Genomic DNA, 16,787 nt, shown 5'->3' on the forward strand with positions numbered 1-16,787 from the left:
GAATACGACGCAAGCCCCTCGGCGCATTTTTTTGCACCGCAATGCCAGCGGATTACAATGCGCGCACTTCGGCTTCCGGGCATCTCCATGCACGCGCGCGTTCTGCGGTATTTCGACGAGGTGGTCCGGCGCGGCTCCATCCGCCGCGCGGCCGAGCATCTGCATGTGGCGCCGACGGCCATCAATCGCCAGATCCTCGATCTGGAGGCCGAACTGGGCGCGCCGCTGTTCGAGCGCATCCACAAACGCCTGCACCTGACGCCGCTGGGCGAGATGGTGCTCGCCCATGTGCGCCAGACGCTACGCGAGCACGACGCGCTCCAGGCGCGCATCGCCGAGATCAAGGGCGCGCGGCGCGGCATGGTTACCGTGGCCACCACCTCCGGGCTGGCCGGCGCGCTGATGCCCTCGCTCGTCCACGACTTCCGCCAGCAGCATCCGGGCATCGCCGTGCGCGTGGCGGACCTGCCGGTGGACGGCATCGTCGCCGCGGTGGAGCAGGGCGATGCTGACCTCGGGCTCGGCTACGACCTGCCCGAAGTGGCCGCCTTCCGCGTGGCCGCGAGCCGTGACTGGTCGATTGGCGCGGTGGTCGCGCCCGGTCATCCGCTGGCCGCGCAGCCCTCCGCGCTGCTCGCCGAGGTGGCCGGCTATCCGTTGATCCTGCCCGCGCCGACACTGTCGATCCGCGCCTTGGTGGACGACGCCTTCGCCCGCCAATCGATCGACGTCACACCCGCTGTGGAATCGACCTCGGTGGTGCTGATCCAGCGCCTGGCGGCGGCCGGCGGCGGCGTGGCGCTACTCAATCCGCTTGATGTGATGGAAGACCGCGCGCGCGGCGCGCTGGTTTTCGTACCGTTGCGCGATGGGGGCCTGCAGCGCCAGACTCTGCGGCTAGTGGCGCGGGCGCGCGGGCCGATGAGCGCGGCGGGCGAGTTGATGGCGCAGGCCATCGGCGCAGCGCTGGACGGGTTGTTCCGCTGACTTGGTGGGCTCTTGCGCGGCGACCTGTCCACAAATTGTGGACACCTACGTCGAAATTTGACGCTTTGGCGCGCTGGGTGGCGCCAGTAGACTCCGGGGTGTCCGCAACTTCGATACACCTACGCCATGACCCTGATCCTCCAGCACGCCGATGTCCTCGTGACCATGGACACGCAACGCCGCGAAATCGCGGACGGCGCGCTGGTCGCCAACGGCCCCGCCATCGAGTGGGTCGGCCCCACCGCGGATCTCCCGGAAGCTTGGCGGCGCATGGCCGACGAAGGCCGCGCCGAAGTCATCGATATGCGCGGCCACGTGGTTATGCCGGGGCTGGTGAATACGCACCATCACATGTACCAGAGCCTGACGCGCGCCGTGCCGGCCGCGCAGGATGCCGAGCTGTTCTCGTGGCTGACCAATCTCTACATGCTGTGGTCGCACCTCACGCCGGAGATGATCCGCGTATCCACGCAGACGGCGATGGCCGAGCTGATGCTGTCCGGCTGCACGACGACGAGCGATCACCTCTACCTGTATCCGAACGGGTCGCGGCTGGATGATTCGATCGAGGCGGCGCGGCAGATGGGCATGCGCTTCCACGCGGCGCGCGGCTCGATGAGCGTCGGGCGCAGCCAGGGTGGCTTGCCGCCGGACGTGGTGGTGGAGTCGGAAACCGCCATCCTGCGCGACAGCCAGCGGCTGGTGGAGCTGTATCACGACGATTCCCGCCACGCCATGCTTCGCATGGTGCTGGCGCCGTGCTCGCCGTTCTCGGTCTCGCGTGACCTGATGCGCGAGTCGGCGGTCATGGCACGCCACTACGGCGTCTCCCTGCACACCCACCTGGCCGAGAACGACAACGACATCGCCTATTCGCGCGAGAAATTCGGCCTCACGCCGGCGCAGTACGCCGAGGAGCTGGGCTGGGTCGGTCACGATGTCTGGCACGCGCACTGCGTGAAGCTGGACGACGAGGGCGTGGCGCTGTTCGCGCGCACCGGCACGGGCGTGGCCCATTGCCCGTGCTCGAACATGCGGCTGGCGTCCGGCATCGCGCCGATCCGCCGGATGCGGGATGCCGGCGTGCCGGTGGGCCTGGGCGTGGACGGCAGTGCATCGAACGATGGCGCCCATATGCTGGGCGAGGCGCGCCAGGCCATGCTGCTGCAGCGCGTGGGCTTCGGCCCGGCGGCGATGAGCGCGCGCGAGGCGCTGGAGATTGCCACCCTCGGCGGCGCGCGGGTGCTGAACCGTGACGATATCGGCGCGCTGGCCCCGGGCATGTCGGCGGACATCGTCGCCTTCGACATGTCGGGCGTGGGCTACGCGGGCGCCGGGCATGATCCGGTGGCGGCACTGGTCTTCTGCACGCCGGGCAATGTGGCCACGAGCATCATCAACGGCCGCGTGGTGGTGCGCGACGGCGAACTGCTGACGGCCGACCTGCCCGTGGTGCTTGGCGATCACCGCCGGCTGGCGCGCACGCTGTTCGAGCGGGCGGCCGGCGCGGATTGATGCAGGCGGACCAAGAATAAGAAAAGCCCGGAATCATTGCTGATTCCGGGCTTTTTGAATTCGCTGGTGGGGCGTGAGTGACTCGAACACTCGACCTACGGATTAAGAGTCCGCTGCTCTACCAACTGAGCTAACGCCCCAACGAAGACCGAGATTTTATCACCGTTTTCAGCGTTGTCAAATATTCCATGCATGGCCCCGCGCCAGTGGCGCTCACGGCATTGTCATGTCGCCGTGCGACCCTGTTGCGCTCGGCGCCATGCCGACGGAACTTGCATCCCGTCGCGCTGGTCAGTGAGACGAATCGCATTCACATGGCACAGTGCAGGGGATCGCAGACGATTGGCGTCGAGCCATGTTAGGATGCTTCTCCACTTGCATATGGAGGGCTGTGATGATGGAAATCAAATTCCAAGAGCAAGATCGCTACGACATCAATAATGAGGGCCTGCTGTTCCACGCGATTGTCGATGGTGAGCAAGTGACCTGCGTGGTGACACGCGAGGCACTGTGGGAAGGCTTCAGTGCCGACCAGGTGCTGTCGCTGGAAGAGGCGTTCCGCGCCGGTCGCGAGACCATCGAGCGCGCCGCCGTGGTACTGATCGAGCAGGGCGTGCCCCAGCCGGTCGTGGTGAAGCGCGCCCACGTGGCGCCAGTCTGATGGCGTCGGCAACGGCGTCCGTGTAAGGCGACGGCAGCAACCCTCCGCCGCCGGTTTCGGCACGGTTTCCCTACCGGCCGACCGGCGCACATTCTGGCTACATCCCTTAGTTTTCTACGTTTTCCCTACCGGTTCAGGGCCTAGGTCTTGGCGGTTTCCTGCGTGCCGGTCTCCGGTGCGTGAGCCGCTTCGGCATCTGCTGGCACTGGTGCGGGCGCTTCCGCGCCGCCGGGCTGCTGTGCGCATTCCTCGAAGATGCGCACGTGGCATTGCGCGCAGATTTCCGGGGATAGTTGCCGGACGATCGTGTGCAGCGCCTGCCGCTTGGTCTGGAAGATGTGGTCGCGCCCGAGCTTGTCGGTGAAGCCGGTCTGCTCCCACGTCTCCAGCACCTGCGTGCGCGGACGGTGGAAGTAGAGGTCGCCGCCGGCCGCGCGCCGCTCGGCCAGTTCCGTCTCCCACATCTCGGCGCCGGCCAGGTCGATGAAGTTCATGCTCTTGGTCATCGCCAGCAGGCGCGTCTGGCCGGGGTTGACCGTGCGCAGCCAGTGCAGCCGGTCCGTCACGTACTGCACCGCGCCGAAGTAGATCGCGCCTTCCATGCGTAGCAGCTTCAGCTGCGGGCATTCGGGCTGCGGGCGACGGAGTTCGTCGAGCGGGGTGAAGCGGCGGCCGGGATCGTCTGCGTCGGGCACGAGGCTACGCACGGCCGGACGCGAGGTGCGGTACAGGTAGGCCACCAGCGACAGGATGGTGCCGAGCAGCACCGCCATCTCCAGCCGGATCACCAGCGTAGCGGCGAAGGTGCCCACCGCGATGGCGAACTCCGTGCGCGAGAGGTCGGCGATGCGCCGCAGCCGTGCCAGGTCCAGCAGGCCCCAGGCCACCAGCAGCAGCATTGCTGCGATGGCCGCCAGCGGGATCTGCGCCAGCAGCGGGGCGCTGACCATGACCAGCACCACCAGCAGCACCGCCGAGAACACGCTGGCCAGCGGCGTCTGCGCGCCGGCCTCGAAGTTCGGCATCGACCGGTTCAGCGAGCCGCACGAGATATAGCTGGAAAACAATCCGCCCGCGATATTGGAGAGCCCCTGGCCGATGAACTCGCGGTTGGCATCCACATGCTGGCCCGAGCGCGCCGCAACAGCCTTGGCGATCGAGATCGACTGCCCGAGCGCGACAATGGTCAGTGCGGCGGCAATGCCGAGCAGGTCCGGCACGGTACGCCAGTTGATGTCCGGCACCTGGAAGGGCGGCAACGCCGACGGAATCGGCCCGACCACGTTCACATGGTGCGCGCCGTCCCAGTGGTTGAGCGCCAGCGCCACGCCGAAGCCGCCCACCAGCCCGATCAGCATGAACGGCAGCCGGCGCGAGATGCGCCGCACCACCAGCGTGACCGCCAGCGTGACCGCGCCGACAATGACCGCGCTCCAGTTGATCGTGGCGGCATTCTCGAACAGGAAGCGGACCACGCCGAACGCGCTGGTGCCGGTGGGCACCGCCAGCCCGAACAGGTCCTTCAAGGCATAGAGTCCGATCAGCGTGGCCGCGCCGCAGGTGAAGCCGAGCAGCACCGACGGCGAGATGAAGTTGGCCAGCGACCCCAGCCGCAGGGCGCCCACCGCCAGCTGCAACACCCCGACGAGGATCGTCACGGCCAGCGCCAGCGCGATATAGGCTGGGCTGCCGACGAACGCCACCGGACTCAGCATGGCGAACAGCGCCAGCGAGTTGGCATTGGTCGGCCCCGACATCACATGCCAGCTCGAACCGAACAGCGCCGCGACGATGCACGGCACCACGGCGGTATAGATGCCGTACTGCGGTGGCAGGCCGGCCAGCGTGGCAAACGCCACGCCCTGCGGCAGCACCAGCACGGCGCCGAGCAGCCCGGCGATGAGATCGGCGCGCAGCGCGGCCCGCGTTACGCGGTGGCGCCATGGGAACAGCCGGAGCAGGCGATTGCCGGCATCCGCCGCCGGTTTAGGGGATGGCGGGGATGGTGGGGAAAGCGGGGGCGCAGTCATCCGACGATGATGCCGCAGCCGCGCCGTTCAGTCGAGTTTCAGCGTGGCCACGACCGGCGTATGGTCCGACGGCTGCTCCCAGCGGCGCGGCTCCTTGTCGATGCCACAAGTCGTGCAGGCCGCCGCTAGCGCGGGAGACAGCAGGATGTGGTCGATGCGCAGGCCCGCGTTGCGGCGGAAGCCCATCATCCGGTAGTCCCACCAGGAGAACATCTTCTCCGGTTGTTCGAACAGGCGGAACGAATCGACCAGGCCCATCGCGATCAGCGCCTTGAAGGCGTCGCGCTCCTGGGGCGAGACCAGGTTCTGGCCCTCCCACTTGGCGGGGTCGTGCACGTCACGGTCTTCCGGGGCGATGTTGAAATCGCCGAGCAGCGCCAGCTTGGGGTAGCGCGTCATTTCCTCGCGCAGCCACCCGGTGATGGCCTGGAGCCAGTCGAGCTTGTAGACGAACTTGTCCGAATCGAGCGCCTGGCCGTTGGGGAAGTAGGCGCTGATCAGGCGCACGTCGCCATAGGTGGCGGCTACCACGCGCTGTTGGGCGTCCTCGTAGCCGGGGATGTTGCGCACCACGTCGGCGGCGGCCGGCATGGTGCCGTCACGGGCGACGATCGCCACGCCGTTGTACGTCTTCTGGCCCGTGTAGACGCTATGGAAGCCAGCCGCCTCGAGTTCGGCCAGCGGGTACTTGTCGTCGGGCAGCTTGAGTTCCTGGAGGCAGAGCGCGTCGATGGGCGTGCCGGCGGCGTCCTGCGCGGCAAGCCATTGCAGCACCTGGGGCAGGCGCACCTTGAGGGAGTTGACGTTCCAGGAGGCGATTCTCATCGTTGTTCGGTGTGGAGTGTTCTTATTAGTCGGGGAGGGAGGCTCATTCGCCCAAACCGCCACCCAGCAGGTCGCCCTGATCGAGGATGGCGTAGGCGATTTCCGGATGGGCGTCCATGCAGCGGCGAATCGCGGCGGGAATATTCTGGCGGGTCTTGCGGCACAGGCCCGGGCGGTCGGCCAGTTCGATGCGGAAGCCGCGCGTCGTGCGGACTTCGTTCGCGCTCGGCGTGATGGTCACCTCGATGCCTAGCAACTCGGCCATCCGGGCTTCCATGTGCCGCAGTTCCTCGAGCGAGGTGAGCTGCTCCAGCCGGGCCACGAGCTTCTTTTCCTCCTGCTGCGTCAGCCGCAGGATGCGATGGTCGGCCTGGGGATCGTCAAGCAAGACCTCCCGGTTGCAGACGCAAGCGCCCGGCGGACATTCCTGACGAATCGGGAAAGGAAAGTCCATGAGCCGGGCGCCTGGTCAGCGAAGCGGGAAAGAAATGTGACGATTACGCCGCCATGCCTCCGTGACGCAGCAGCGCGTCGATCTGCGGGGCGCGGCCACGGAAGGCCACGAACGATTCCATCGCCGGGCGGCTGCCGCCCACCGACAGGATCTCGCGCCGATACCGCTCGCCAGTGGCTGAATCGAGCACGCTGCCGGACAGCTGTCCGGCTTCCTCGAACGCGGCGTAGACATCGGCGGACAGCACTTCGGCCCACTTGTAGCTGTAGTAGCCCGCCGCGTAGCCGCCCGCGAAGATGTGGCTGAACGTGTTCGGCCAGCGCGACAGCGGCGATTGCGGCACCACGTGCTTGCTGTCGTTGATCTCGCGCGACAGTTCCAGCACCGAGGTCTGGCCCTGCGGGTCATAGTCGGTGTGCAGGTGCATGTCGTACGATGAGTAGACGATCTGGCGCAGCGTCATCATGCCGTTCTGGAAGTTCTTGGCGGCCAGCATCTTGTCGAACAGCGCGCGCGGCAGCGGGGCGCCGGTCTCGACGTGGGCGGTCATCTTCGCCAGCACCTCGTATTCCCAGCAGAAGTTCTCCATGAACTGCGACGGCAGTTCCACGGCATCCCACTCCACGCCGTTGATGCCGGACACGCCGAGGTCGCCCACCTGCGTCAGCATGTGGTGCAGGCCGTGGCCGAACTCGTGGAACAGCGTGATGACCTCGTCGTGCGTGAACAGCGCCGGCTTGCCGCCCACGGGCGCCGTGAAGTTGCAGGTCAGGTACGCCACCGGGGTCTGCACGGTGCCGTTGTCGCGTTCCTTGCGGCCGCGCGCATCGTCCATCCAGGCGCCACCGCGCTTGCCTTCGCGTGCGTAGAGGTCGATGTAGAACTGGGCGAGCAGGGCGCCCTGCGGCGACACTACGCGGTAGAAGCGCACGTCCTTGTGCCAGGTCTGGGCTTCGTCCGGGCGGATGCTGACCGAGAACAGCTTCTCGACCACGCCGAACAGCCCTTCGAGCACCTTCGGCTCCTGGAAATACTGCTTCACTTCGTCGTCCGAGAACGAATAGCGCTGCTGGCGCAGCTTCTCGGAGGCGTAGGCCACATCCCACGGCTTCAGCTCGGCCAGGCCCAGCTCGGCGGCGGAGAACTGGCGCAGCTCGGCCCAGTCGCGCTCGGCGTAGGGGCGCGCCTTGACGGCCAGTTCGTCGAGGAACTTGAGCACGTCGGCCGGCGACTCGGCCATCTTCGGCACGAGCGAGACCTCGCCGTAGTTGTTGTAGCCAAGCATCTGCGCTTCCTCGCGGCGCAGCGTCAGCTGCTCGCGCATGTTGGCGGTGTTGTCCCAGTCGGCCTGCCCGCTGCCGTACTGCGCACCGAGTTCCGAGGCGCGCGTCACGCTCGCTTCGTACATGGTCTGGCGCAGCGCGCGGTCATCGGCATATTGCAGCACCGGGTAGTACGACGGGAAGTGCAGGGTGAACTTCCAGCCGGCCTTCTCGTCCTTCTGCGCGGCGATGGCGGCGGCTTCCTTCGCATCGGCGGGAATGCCGGCCAGGCGCGCCTCGTCTTCTATATAGAGGGCGTAGGCATTGGTGGCGTCGAGCACGTGGTCCGAGAAGGCCTTGGAAAGCTGGGCCTGCTGCTCCTGGATCTCGGCGAAGCGCGGCTTGCGGTCTTCGGGCAGCTCGGCGCCGCCGAGGCGGAAGCCGCGCAGCTCGTTTTCGAGCAGTTGCTTGCGCGCCGGCGTCAGGCCCGCGAACTCGGGGCCGGTGGCCACGGCCTTGTACTTCTCGAACAGCGCGAGGTTCTGGCCCAGCGACGACCAGAACTCGGTCATGCGGGGCAGGTTGTCGGTGTGGACCTTGCGCAGTTCGGGCGTGTCCGCCACGGCGCTCAGGTGGCCCACCACGCCCCAGGCGCGGCCGAGCGGCTCGGTGGCGGCCTCCAGGGCTTCCACGGCGCTGGTCCAGGTGGCCGGGGTGGCCGGGTCTTCGGCGCGGGCCACGCCAGCCTGGGCGTCGGCCAGTAGCACGTCCAGCGCCGGGCTGATGTGCTCGGGACGAATCTCGGCAAAGCGGGGCAGGTCGGTAAAGTCGAGCAGGGGATTGGTAGCGCGGTCGTTGTTCACGGTCATGGCGGTTCTCGGTTGGCGAGCCTCGGTCTTTATACGTTCACACGTGCAAAGATGAGGCGTCTGCGCGGAAATTTCCAGTTCGACTTTCCTATCGGGCCGATTGGGGCCCGGCGGCCGGCGGATTACAGGCCGGCTTCGCGCTCGGCGGCTTCGAGGGTGTTGATCAGCAGCATCGTGATCGTCATCGGCCCCACACCGCCCGGCACCGGGGTGATGTGGCCGGCCACCTCGCGCACGCCGGCGAAGTCCACGTCGCCGCACAGCTTGCCGGCATCGTCACGGTTCATGCCGACGTCGATGACCACGGCGCCCGGCTTGACCATATCGGCGGTGATGATGTTGCGGCGGCCCACGGCGGCCACGATCACATCGGCCTCGCGCGTATGGGCGGCCAGGTCGCGCGTCTTGCTGTTGCAGATCGTTACGGTTGCGCCGGCCTGGAGCAGCAGCATGGCCATCGGCTTGCCGACGATGTTCGAGGCGCCCACCACCACGGCACGCGCGCCGCGCAGCGGGTACTGGATCGATTCCAGCATCTTCATGCACCCATAGGGCGTGCACGGGCGGAACAACGGGGCGCCGGTCATCAGCGCGCCGGCGTTGGCCACGTGGAAGCCATCCACGTCCTTTTCCGGGGCGATGGCTTCGAGCACCTTGTGGCTGTCGATGTGCTTCGGCAGCGGCAGTTGCACCAGGATGCCGTGGATCTTCGGGTCGTCGTTCAGTTCGTCGATGCGCGCCAGCAGGTCGGCTTCGGACAGATCGACCGGATAGCGGTCCAGCGACGAATGGAAACCGTTGTCCTCGCAAGCCTTGACCTTGTTGCGCACATAGACCTGGCTGGCGGAATCCTCGCCCACAAGCACCACGGCGAGGCCGGGCTGGTGACCCTTCTCGGTCAGGCGGGCGGCGCGCTGGGCGGCTTCGGTACGGATTTGTTTGGCAAGGGCGTTGCCGTCGATCAGTTGGGCGGGCATGGGATTCTGCGGGAGAGGCTGGGAAGTCGGGGCAGGCGGCGCGCGCGTGGCGGCGGCGTCGCGGACAAAGCCGGATTATAAGGGTTTGGCGCCCATCGGCGGGCAGTTGGCGCGGTGCAAGCTGCTCGGACGGGACAGTTTGTGGCACACCCAGTTCGGCATGATTGTGCTGTTTGCATTACTTTTTCCGCCAACCTCCTGATCGACGATCCATAAAAAAACGGCGCCTTTGCGCCGTTTTTTCCCCGTCCATCCAGCCGATCAGCTGTTGCGCGACAGTGCCAGTCGCAGCAGATCCGCCACGGTGTTCACGTTGAGCTTTTCCATGATGTTGGCGCGGTGCGCCTCCACCGTCTTGATGGAAATGCCCAGGTCGTCGGCGATCTGCTTGTTCAGGCGGCCGGCCACGATGCGCTCCAGCACCTGCTGCTCGCGCGTGGTCAGCTTGCCCAGCAGGTCCTTGGCGGCGCGCTGCTCGCGGGCGGCCGAATGGTCCGTTCGGGCCTTCTGGAGCATGCGCTCCACCAGCGCGCGCAGCTCGGATTCGTCGAACGGCTTCTCGATGAAGTCGATCGCGCCGCGCTTCATCGTGGACACGGCCATCGGCACGTCGCCGTGGCCGGTGATGAACACGATGGGAATGTCGATGTGCTCGGCCAGCATGCGTTCCTGCAGTTCCGGGCCGCTCATGCCGGGCATGCGCACGTCCAGGATCAGGCAGGACACCTGGCCGGCATCGTAGGCGGACAGGAACTGCTCGGCGCTGTTGAAGCTGCGCACCTGGTAGCCATTGCCCTCCAGCAGCCAGGTCAGCGAGTCGCGCATGGCTTCATCGTCATCGACGATGAACACGGTCTCGCCACGATGCGGAGTGGGACTGGGCGTTGCGGTCATGAAGTCTCCTGGGGCAAATTCGTTAACGACCAAGTCGTTTGCAACTAAGTGTAACCGTCTGGCGGCGTGCGCAACACTATCCGGTCGAGTGGCAGATCTGCGGCGACCCACCCAAGCCCCGCGGCGGAAGGTCTCATCGCGTCTGTCTCGCCGGGGTGCCCGGGCTTATTGCTCGGGGAGCGCAGGCTGCAGCGGCAGCGTGATTTTAAACGTACAGCCGATCCCGTCCACATTGTTTTCCACCCAGAGCCGGCCCTGGTGGGATTCAATGATCGAGCGGCAGATGTTCAGGCCCATGCCCATGCCGTCGGACTTGGTGCTGAAGAACGGCTCGAACAGGCGCTCCTTGGTGGTTTCGTCCACGCCCGGGCCCTGGTCGATCACGTCGATGCAGACGCACTGGCCGAACTCCACCGGCTCGATACGCGCATGCAGGCGCACCACGCCGGCGGCGCGCATGGCAGGCAGCCCGGCCATGGCTTCCACAGCGTTCTTGAGCAGGTTCACCAGCACCTGCTCGATCAGCACCGGGTCCACGTACAGCAGCAGCGGGGGGGCAGGCAGGCGGGTGAGGATGGTCACGCGGCGGCGCGTGGCTTCCAGGTCGGCCAGGCCCACGGCGTCCGCCACGATATCGTGGAGGGATGCCTCGCGCCGCTGCGGCTGGCTGCGCTTCACGAACCCCCGGATGCGGCTGATGATGGTGCCCGCCCGCACGGCCTGCGCCGACGTCTTTTCGAGCACCGGAATCAGGTCTTCGGGCGTGCTGCGCCCCGAATGGAGCCGCGCCACGGCACCCATGCAGTAGTTATTGATGGCCGCCAGCGGCTGGTTCAGTTCGTGCGCCAGCGACGACGCCATCTCGCCCATCGTGGTCAGGCGGCTGGTGAACTGGAGCCGTTCCTCGTGCTGGCGCGCCATTTCCTCGGCGGCCTTGCGCACCGTGATGTCGGTGGCGATCTGCATCTGCGCCAGGTGGCCGTCCACCCACTGGATATAGCGGCGGCGCACTTCGAACCATTTCTGCATGTCTGGCACGAAGACCTCGCGCGCGTCGGACGCGTACGGCATCAGCTCCGAGGCCGGCAGGCCGGCGTAGGCGTCGACAAAGTCAGTGTTGTCGCTCGACATCTGCTCGCGGTCGAAGTCGTCGCCGGCCAGTTTCAGGTGCCCCTCGGCCTCCCAGCCGAACAGCTGCCGGTAATAGCGGTTGGCGAACAGCAGCTCGGCCTTGTCGGTGGCCAGCACGGACACGGCGGCGTCCAGGCTTTCCAGCACGGTCGTGAAGCGGTCGTGTGCGGCGGCCAGTTCCTCGCGGGCGCGCTTGGGCTCGGTGATGTCCGTCATCGAACTCATCCAGCCCGTATGGCGGCCCCGGCCGTCTACTAGTGGCGAGACGTACATCCGCGCGAAGAAGCTGCTGCCGTCGCGGCGCATCACGCGCATCTCGTAGCCGGTGGCGGGCGACTTGCCCTGCAGCGTCAGGTCGATCTGCTTCTGCATCTCCTGCTGGTCGTTGGGCGGCCAGTAGGGGAACGGCGGCACGCGGCCGACCAGGGCGCCCTCGGACCAGCCCGTCATGCGGCAGAAGGCGGGATTCACATAGGTGATGCGGCCGTTCAGGTCGAGCGCGCGCAGGCCGATCAGCATCGAGTTTTCCATCGCCCGGCGGAACGAGGTCTCGGCCAGCAGGGCGCGCTGCGCCTCGGAGCGGCGGCTGGTGTGCCGCCACATGCTCCACAGGCTCCAGAGCAGGAAGCAGGACAGCCCCACCACCAGCCACAGCAGCATGTTGTTAGGCAGGTTCGATGGCGGCGGGTAGGCATCCGCGCGCAGCGAGAGCGAGTGTCCAGGTGGATCAAGCAGCACTTCGTACGACAGCGCATTGCCCGGCACGGGCCGCAGCGACGTGCTCGCGCGCGTCTGGTTGTTCTTGTCGATGAGCGAGAAGCGGTAGCGCTCCGTCAGCTCGGGCGGCAGCAGGTGGGTCAGGATGCCGTTGATCGAATAGAGCGCGCCGAGGGTGCCGAGGAACTCGTTGTCCCGCACGATCGGCACTTCCATCAGCATGAAGCTGTCGCCGCGGTCGTTCATCAGCGGGCGGGAGTAGACCACGCGCTGGGTCTCGCGGGCGGCGTCGAAGGTGTCGAGGACTTCCGGCTCCAGCGGATGGTCGACGGTCTCCCGCAACCGGCCGGCAAACTCCGACGTGGACGGCAGCGACCAGCGGCCGCGCCGCGTGGCATCGAGCCAGTTCACAAAGACGATTTCCGGGTTCTCTCGCAAGATTTCCTGCGCGGCCGTGCGATAGGCTCCCTGGTCGAGCTGCGCGGCGGCGATGTCGCGCGCCAGCGAGGCCAGCTGGTCCTGGTTGCTCAGCAGGGAGAGCCGCACGCGCTGCTGCGCCCAGGCGGCGTCGCGGTACAGGGCGTCGCGCTGCTGCTGGCGCTCCGTCTCGTGCAGCGACCACAGGATGACGCCCATCGCCACGGTGAAGAGCACAATCGCCACGAGCGGGATGAACATGAACCAGCTCGTCGCCACGAGGTTGCGCCAGCGCAGCCACCAGAGGCGGCGCGGCGCGGCGGCGAAGGGGCCGTCGGCTTCGTGGGCGTCGGCGGCGTCGTGCGCCACGTCGTCATGGGGATCGCCGTCGCGTCCGGCGTGGGCCGCGTGCTGGGCGGCATGGTGCGCAGCGGCAGACGCTTCCACCGTGGCCGGGGTCACGGCCCCGGAGGGATTTGGGGGAAGCATGGCCGTGCGCAGGCCGGAGAGGAGTCGTTGGAGGAACTGCATAAGGGATTGACGGCTGACCGGCCAGTGTATAGGGATTATTGCGGTGCGTCGCTTGGGGAAAGCGCCTATGCGGCACCTGCTCAAGTTTGCGCGGATCGTGCCCCGGCCAGGGCTGGCGAGGAAGCGGCGTCCGATCAATGCGCGGGCGACATCGGCCTGCGGCGCGCGCGCTCTGGTGCACCGCCGCAATATTTCACATTATAAGAAACGAATCCGTAATCTGAAAATTTCGCTTGTCAGCCTCTGCTGTGCTTCCATAGAATCGCTTCGACCAGACAATGCGGGCGGATCTCGTGCGCTCGCCAGGAATTCACCAGGAGACAGTCTCATGTCAGCCGTACCAGAGCAGATTCTCGGCGCGAGCAGCGCCAACGACGCCGATCCCCAGGAAACGCATGAATGGCTGGATGCCCTGCAGGGCGTGCTGGCGGCCGAAGGTGCGGAACGCGCCGCTTTCCTGATCGAAAAGCAGATCGAATATGCACGCGTGAACGGCGTGACCCAGCCGTTCCACGCCGAGACGCAGTACATCAACACCATTCCGGTGGAGCAGCAGGCCCGCATTCCAGGCGACCAGGATATCGAGCACCGCATCCGCTCGTACACGCGCTGGAACGCGATGGCCATGGTGCTGCGCGCCAACAAGCACACCAACGTGGGCGGCCATATCTCGTCGTTCGCGTCGGCCGCCACGCTTTATGACGTCGGCTACAACCACTTCTGGCGCGCCCCGTCCGAGCAGAGCGGCGGCGACCTCGTCTTCGTGCAGGGCCACTCGGCGCCGGGCGTGTACTCGCGCGCCTTCCTGCTGGGCCGCCTGACCCCCGAGCAACTCGACAACTTCCGCCAGGAAGTGGACGGCAAGGGCATCTCGTCCTACCCGCACCCGTGGCTGATGCCGGACTTCTGGCAGTTCCCGACCGTCTCGATGGGCCTGGGCCCGATCATGGCGATCTACCAGGCGCGCTTCATGAAGTACCTGGACAGCCGCGGCCTGGCCAAGGCCGGCGACCGCAAGGTCTGGGCCTTCCTGGGTGACGGCGAGACCGACGAGCCGGAATCGCTCGGCGCGATCGGCATGGCCGGCCGCGAGAAGCTGGACAACCTCGTCTTCGTGATCAACTGCAACCTGCAGCGCCTGGACGGTCCGGTGCGCGGCAACGGCAAGATCATCCAGGAACTGGAATCGGAATTCCGCGGTTCGGGCTGGAACGTGATCAAGGTGGTCTGGGGCAGCCGCTGGGACCAGCTCCTGGCACGCGACACCAAGGGCCTGCTGATGAAACGCATGATGGAATGCGTGGACGGCGAGTACCAGACCTTCAAGGCCAAGGACGGCGCCTACGTGCGCGAGTTCTTCTTCAACACGCCGGAGCTGAAGGCCATGGTGGCCGACTGGTCCGACGACGACATCTGGCGCCTGAACCGTGGCGGCCATGACCCGCACAAGATCTACGCCGCCTACAAGGCCGCCAGCGAGCACAAGGGCCAGCCGACGCTGATCCTGGCCAAGACCATCAAGGGCTATGGCATGGGCGATGCCGGCCAGGCCATGAACGTGGCCCACCAGCAGAAGAAGATGCCGGTGGACGCGATCCGCAAGTTCCGCGACCAGTTCAACATCCCGGTGACGGACGACAAGATCGAGGACGTGCCGTACCTGACCTTCGAGGATGGCTCGAAGGAACTCGAATACATGCGCGCCCGCCGCATGGAACTGGGCGGCTACCTGCCCAGCCGCCGCCTGAAGGCGGAAGCGCTGCCGGTGCCCGAGCTGGCCGCGTTCGACGCGCTGCTCAAGGCCACCGGCGAAGGCCGCGAGGTCTCCACGACCATGGCCTTCGTGCGGATCCTGAACACGCTGCTCAAGGACAAGAAGATTGGCAAGCACGTGGTGCCCATCGTGCCCGATGAGTCGCGCACGTTCGGCATGGAAGGGCTGTTCCGCCAGGTCGGCATCTGGAACCAGGAAGGCCAGAAGTACGTGCCGCAGGATCACGACCAGCTGATGTTCTACAAGGAATCGCAGACTGGCCAGGTGCTGCAGGAAGGCATCAACGAAGCCGGCGCCATGTGCGACTGGATTGCTGCCGCCACGTCGTACTCGACGCACGGCGTGCAGATGATCCCGTTCTACATCTACTACTCGATGTTCGGCATCCAGCGTATCGGCGACCTGTGCTGGGCCGCTGCCGACATGCGCTCGCGCGGCTTCCTGCTGGGCGGTACCTCGGGCCGGACCACGCTGAACGGCGAGGGCCTGCAACACGAGGACGGCCATTCGCACGTGTTCCACGCCGTGATCCCGAACTGCATCTCGTATGACCCGACGTTCCAGTACGAACTGGCCGTGATCATGCAGGACGGCATGCGCCGCATGTACGCCGAACAGGAAGACGTCTATTACTACCTGACGGTGATGAACGAGAACTACGAGCACCCGGAAATGCCGGCTGGCGTGGAACGCGACATCGTCCAGGGCATGTACCAGTTCCGCAAGGGCGTGGAGAACAGCAACGCGCCGCGCGTGCAGTTGCTGGGTTCGGGCACGATCTTCCGCGAGGTGATCGCCGCCGCCGAGCTGCTCAAGAAGGACTGGGGCGTCGAGTCGGACCTGTGGAGCTGCCCGAGCTTCACCGAGCTGGCCCGCGAAGGCAATGCCGCCGAGCGCCACAACCTGCTGCACCCCACCGAGACGCCGCGCGAGTCGTTCGTCGCCCAGAAGCTCAAGGGCGTGCGCGGCCCGGTCATCGCCTCCACGGACTACATCCGCGCGTTCGCCGAGCAGATCCGTCCGTTCGTGCCGCGCCGCTATGTGGTGCTGGGCACCGACGGCTTCGGCCGCTCGGATACCCGCGAGAAGCTGCGCCACTTCTTCGAGGTGGATCGCCACTGGGTCACGCTGGCCGCGCTGAAGGCGCTGGCCGACGAAGGCGCGATCGGTCGTGAAAAGGTCGCCGAGGCGATCAAGAAGTACAACCTCGACCCGAGCAAGCCGAACCCGATGTCGGTCTGATTCCCGGACTTACACGCCTGAACCCCCCCGCAGTGCGGCACCCGCCGCGCCGCGGGCGCCCCCGGCTGGCCCGGCGGCGCCTTGCGGCGTGGCAACGTGACAGAAGCGTGAGGCGAGAGTAACCTCGCCGAGCGTTTGTCGTGTGTAGACGCGAGTGCCGGCTGCCCAGGAGAGACACTGAATGAGTCAAGCGATTGAAATCAAGGTGCCGGATATCGGCGACTATGACGCCGTACCCGTCATCGAAGTGCACGTGAAGCCGGGCGATACCATCAACGCGGAAGACGCGCTGGTGACGCTGGAGTCGGACAAGGCGACCATGGACGTGCCCAGCCCGCAGGCCGGCACCGTCAAGGAAGTCCGCATCAAGGTGGGCGACAACGTGGCCGAAGGCTCGGTGCTGGTGATGCTGGAGCCGGCAGGTGCCGGCGCCGCCGCGCCTGCCCCGGCTCCGGCCGCCGCCCCGGCACCGGCTCCCGCGGCGGCTCCGGCCCCCGCACC

General features: G+C 66.7%; 12 protein-coding genes and 1 tRNA gene. 5 read left to right on the forward strand and 8 right to left on the reverse strand.

Features of this window, described 5'->3' with window-relative positions:
- The first annotated feature begins 87 nt into the window (after window positions 1–87).
- Both AC1DEL_RS10435 and AC1DEL_RS10440 read left to right on the forward strand, forming a co-directional pair.
- Window positions 88–987: a LysR family transcriptional regulator gene (locus AC1DEL_RS10435; protein WP_092292825.1), complete on the forward strand. Its 900-nt coding sequence runs from the start codon at window positions 88–90 to the stop codon at window positions 985–987.
- A gap of 126 nt (window positions 988–1,113) precedes the next feature.
- Entirely contained in the window at window positions 1,114–2,502 is a 1,389-nt protein-coding gene (locus tag AC1DEL_RS10440; protein WP_477125544.1) for an 8-oxoguanine deaminase, read from the forward strand.
- A 64-nt stretch (window positions 2,503–2,566) separates the two neighbouring features.
- Here the strand turns inward: AC1DEL_RS10440 and AC1DEL_RS10445 are convergent.
- Window positions 2,567–2,642: transfer RNA gene (locus AC1DEL_RS10445), tRNA-Lys, on the reverse strand.
- A 257-nt stretch (window positions 2,643–2,899) separates the two neighbouring features.
- Between AC1DEL_RS10445 and AC1DEL_RS10450 the strand changes: the two genes are divergently transcribed.
- On the forward strand, window positions 2,900–3,163 hold the full coding sequence (locus tag AC1DEL_RS10450; RefSeq protein WP_092293309.1) for a DUF1488 family protein: 264 nt from the start codon (window positions 2,900–2,902) through the stop codon (window positions 3,161–3,163).
- A 140-nt stretch (window positions 3,164–3,303) separates the two neighbouring features.
- Here AC1DEL_RS10450 and AC1DEL_RS10455 read toward each other — a convergent pair whose 3' ends face one another.
- The 7 genes from AC1DEL_RS10455 to AC1DEL_RS10485 form a co-directional block, all read right to left on the reverse strand.
- Window positions 3,304–5,193, reverse strand: a complete 1,890-nt coding sequence (locus tag AC1DEL_RS10455; protein ID WP_441592162.1) for a SulP family inorganic anion transporter — start codon at window positions 5,191–5,193, stop codon at window positions 3,304–3,306.
- Between the two features lie 27 nt (window positions 5,194–5,220).
- Complete coding sequence (xth, locus tag AC1DEL_RS10460; protein WP_092292831.1) at window positions 5,221–6,018, reverse strand: exodeoxyribonuclease III; 798 nt, start codon at window positions 6,016–6,018, stop codon at window positions 5,221–5,223.
- A 43-nt stretch (window positions 6,019–6,061) separates the two neighbouring features.
- The gene (locus AC1DEL_RS10465) at window positions 6,062–6,472 is read right to left on the reverse strand and encodes a hypothetical protein (protein WP_092292833.1); all 411 of its coding nucleotides are present in this window, start codon (window positions 6,470–6,472) and stop codon (window positions 6,062–6,064) included.
- Between the two features lie 43 nt (window positions 6,473–6,515).
- Window positions 6,516–8,603: a M3 family metallopeptidase gene (locus AC1DEL_RS10470; protein ID WP_477106749.1), complete on the reverse strand. Its 2,088-nt coding sequence runs from the start codon at window positions 8,601–8,603 to the stop codon at window positions 6,516–6,518.
- A gap of 122 nt (window positions 8,604–8,725) precedes the next feature.
- Window positions 8,726–9,580 (reverse strand): bifunctional methylenetetrahydrofolate dehydrogenase/methenyltetrahydrofolate cyclohydrolase FolD, encoded by an 855-nt coding sequence (gene folD, locus AC1DEL_RS10475; RefSeq protein ID WP_092292837.1) that lies wholly within the window; start codon window positions 9,578–9,580, stop codon window positions 8,726–8,728.
- A 261-nt stretch (window positions 9,581–9,841) separates the two neighbouring features.
- The gene (locus AC1DEL_RS10480; protein WP_092292841.1) at window positions 9,842–10,474 is read right to left on the reverse strand and encodes a response regulator transcription factor; all 633 of its coding nucleotides are present in this window, start codon (window positions 10,472–10,474) and stop codon (window positions 9,842–9,844) included.
- A 165-nt stretch (window positions 10,475–10,639) separates the two neighbouring features.
- The gene (locus AC1DEL_RS10485; RefSeq protein ID WP_441592166.1) at window positions 10,640–13,270 is read right to left on the reverse strand and encodes a PAS domain S-box protein; all 2,631 of its coding nucleotides are present in this window, start codon (window positions 13,268–13,270) and stop codon (window positions 10,640–10,642) included.
- Between the two features lie 328 nt (window positions 13,271–13,598).
- On the opposite strand from AC1DEL_RS10485, the gene aceE reads away from it, so the two are divergent.
- Both aceE and AC1DEL_RS10495 read left to right on the forward strand, forming a co-directional pair.
- Window positions 13,599–16,286: a pyruvate dehydrogenase (acetyl-transferring), homodimeric type gene (gene aceE / locus AC1DEL_RS10490; protein ID WP_092292845.1), complete on the forward strand. Its 2,688-nt coding sequence runs from the start codon at window positions 13,599–13,601 to the stop codon at window positions 16,284–16,286.
- 181 nt (window positions 16,287–16,467) lie between these two features.
- On the forward strand, window positions 16,468–16,787 hold a 320-nt coding region (locus tag AC1DEL_RS10495), incomplete at its 3' end, for a biotin/lipoyl-containing protein (RefSeq protein ID WP_477144980.1).

The sequence above is a fragment of the Cupriavidus sp. 10L43_2 genome, assembly GCF_056395265.1.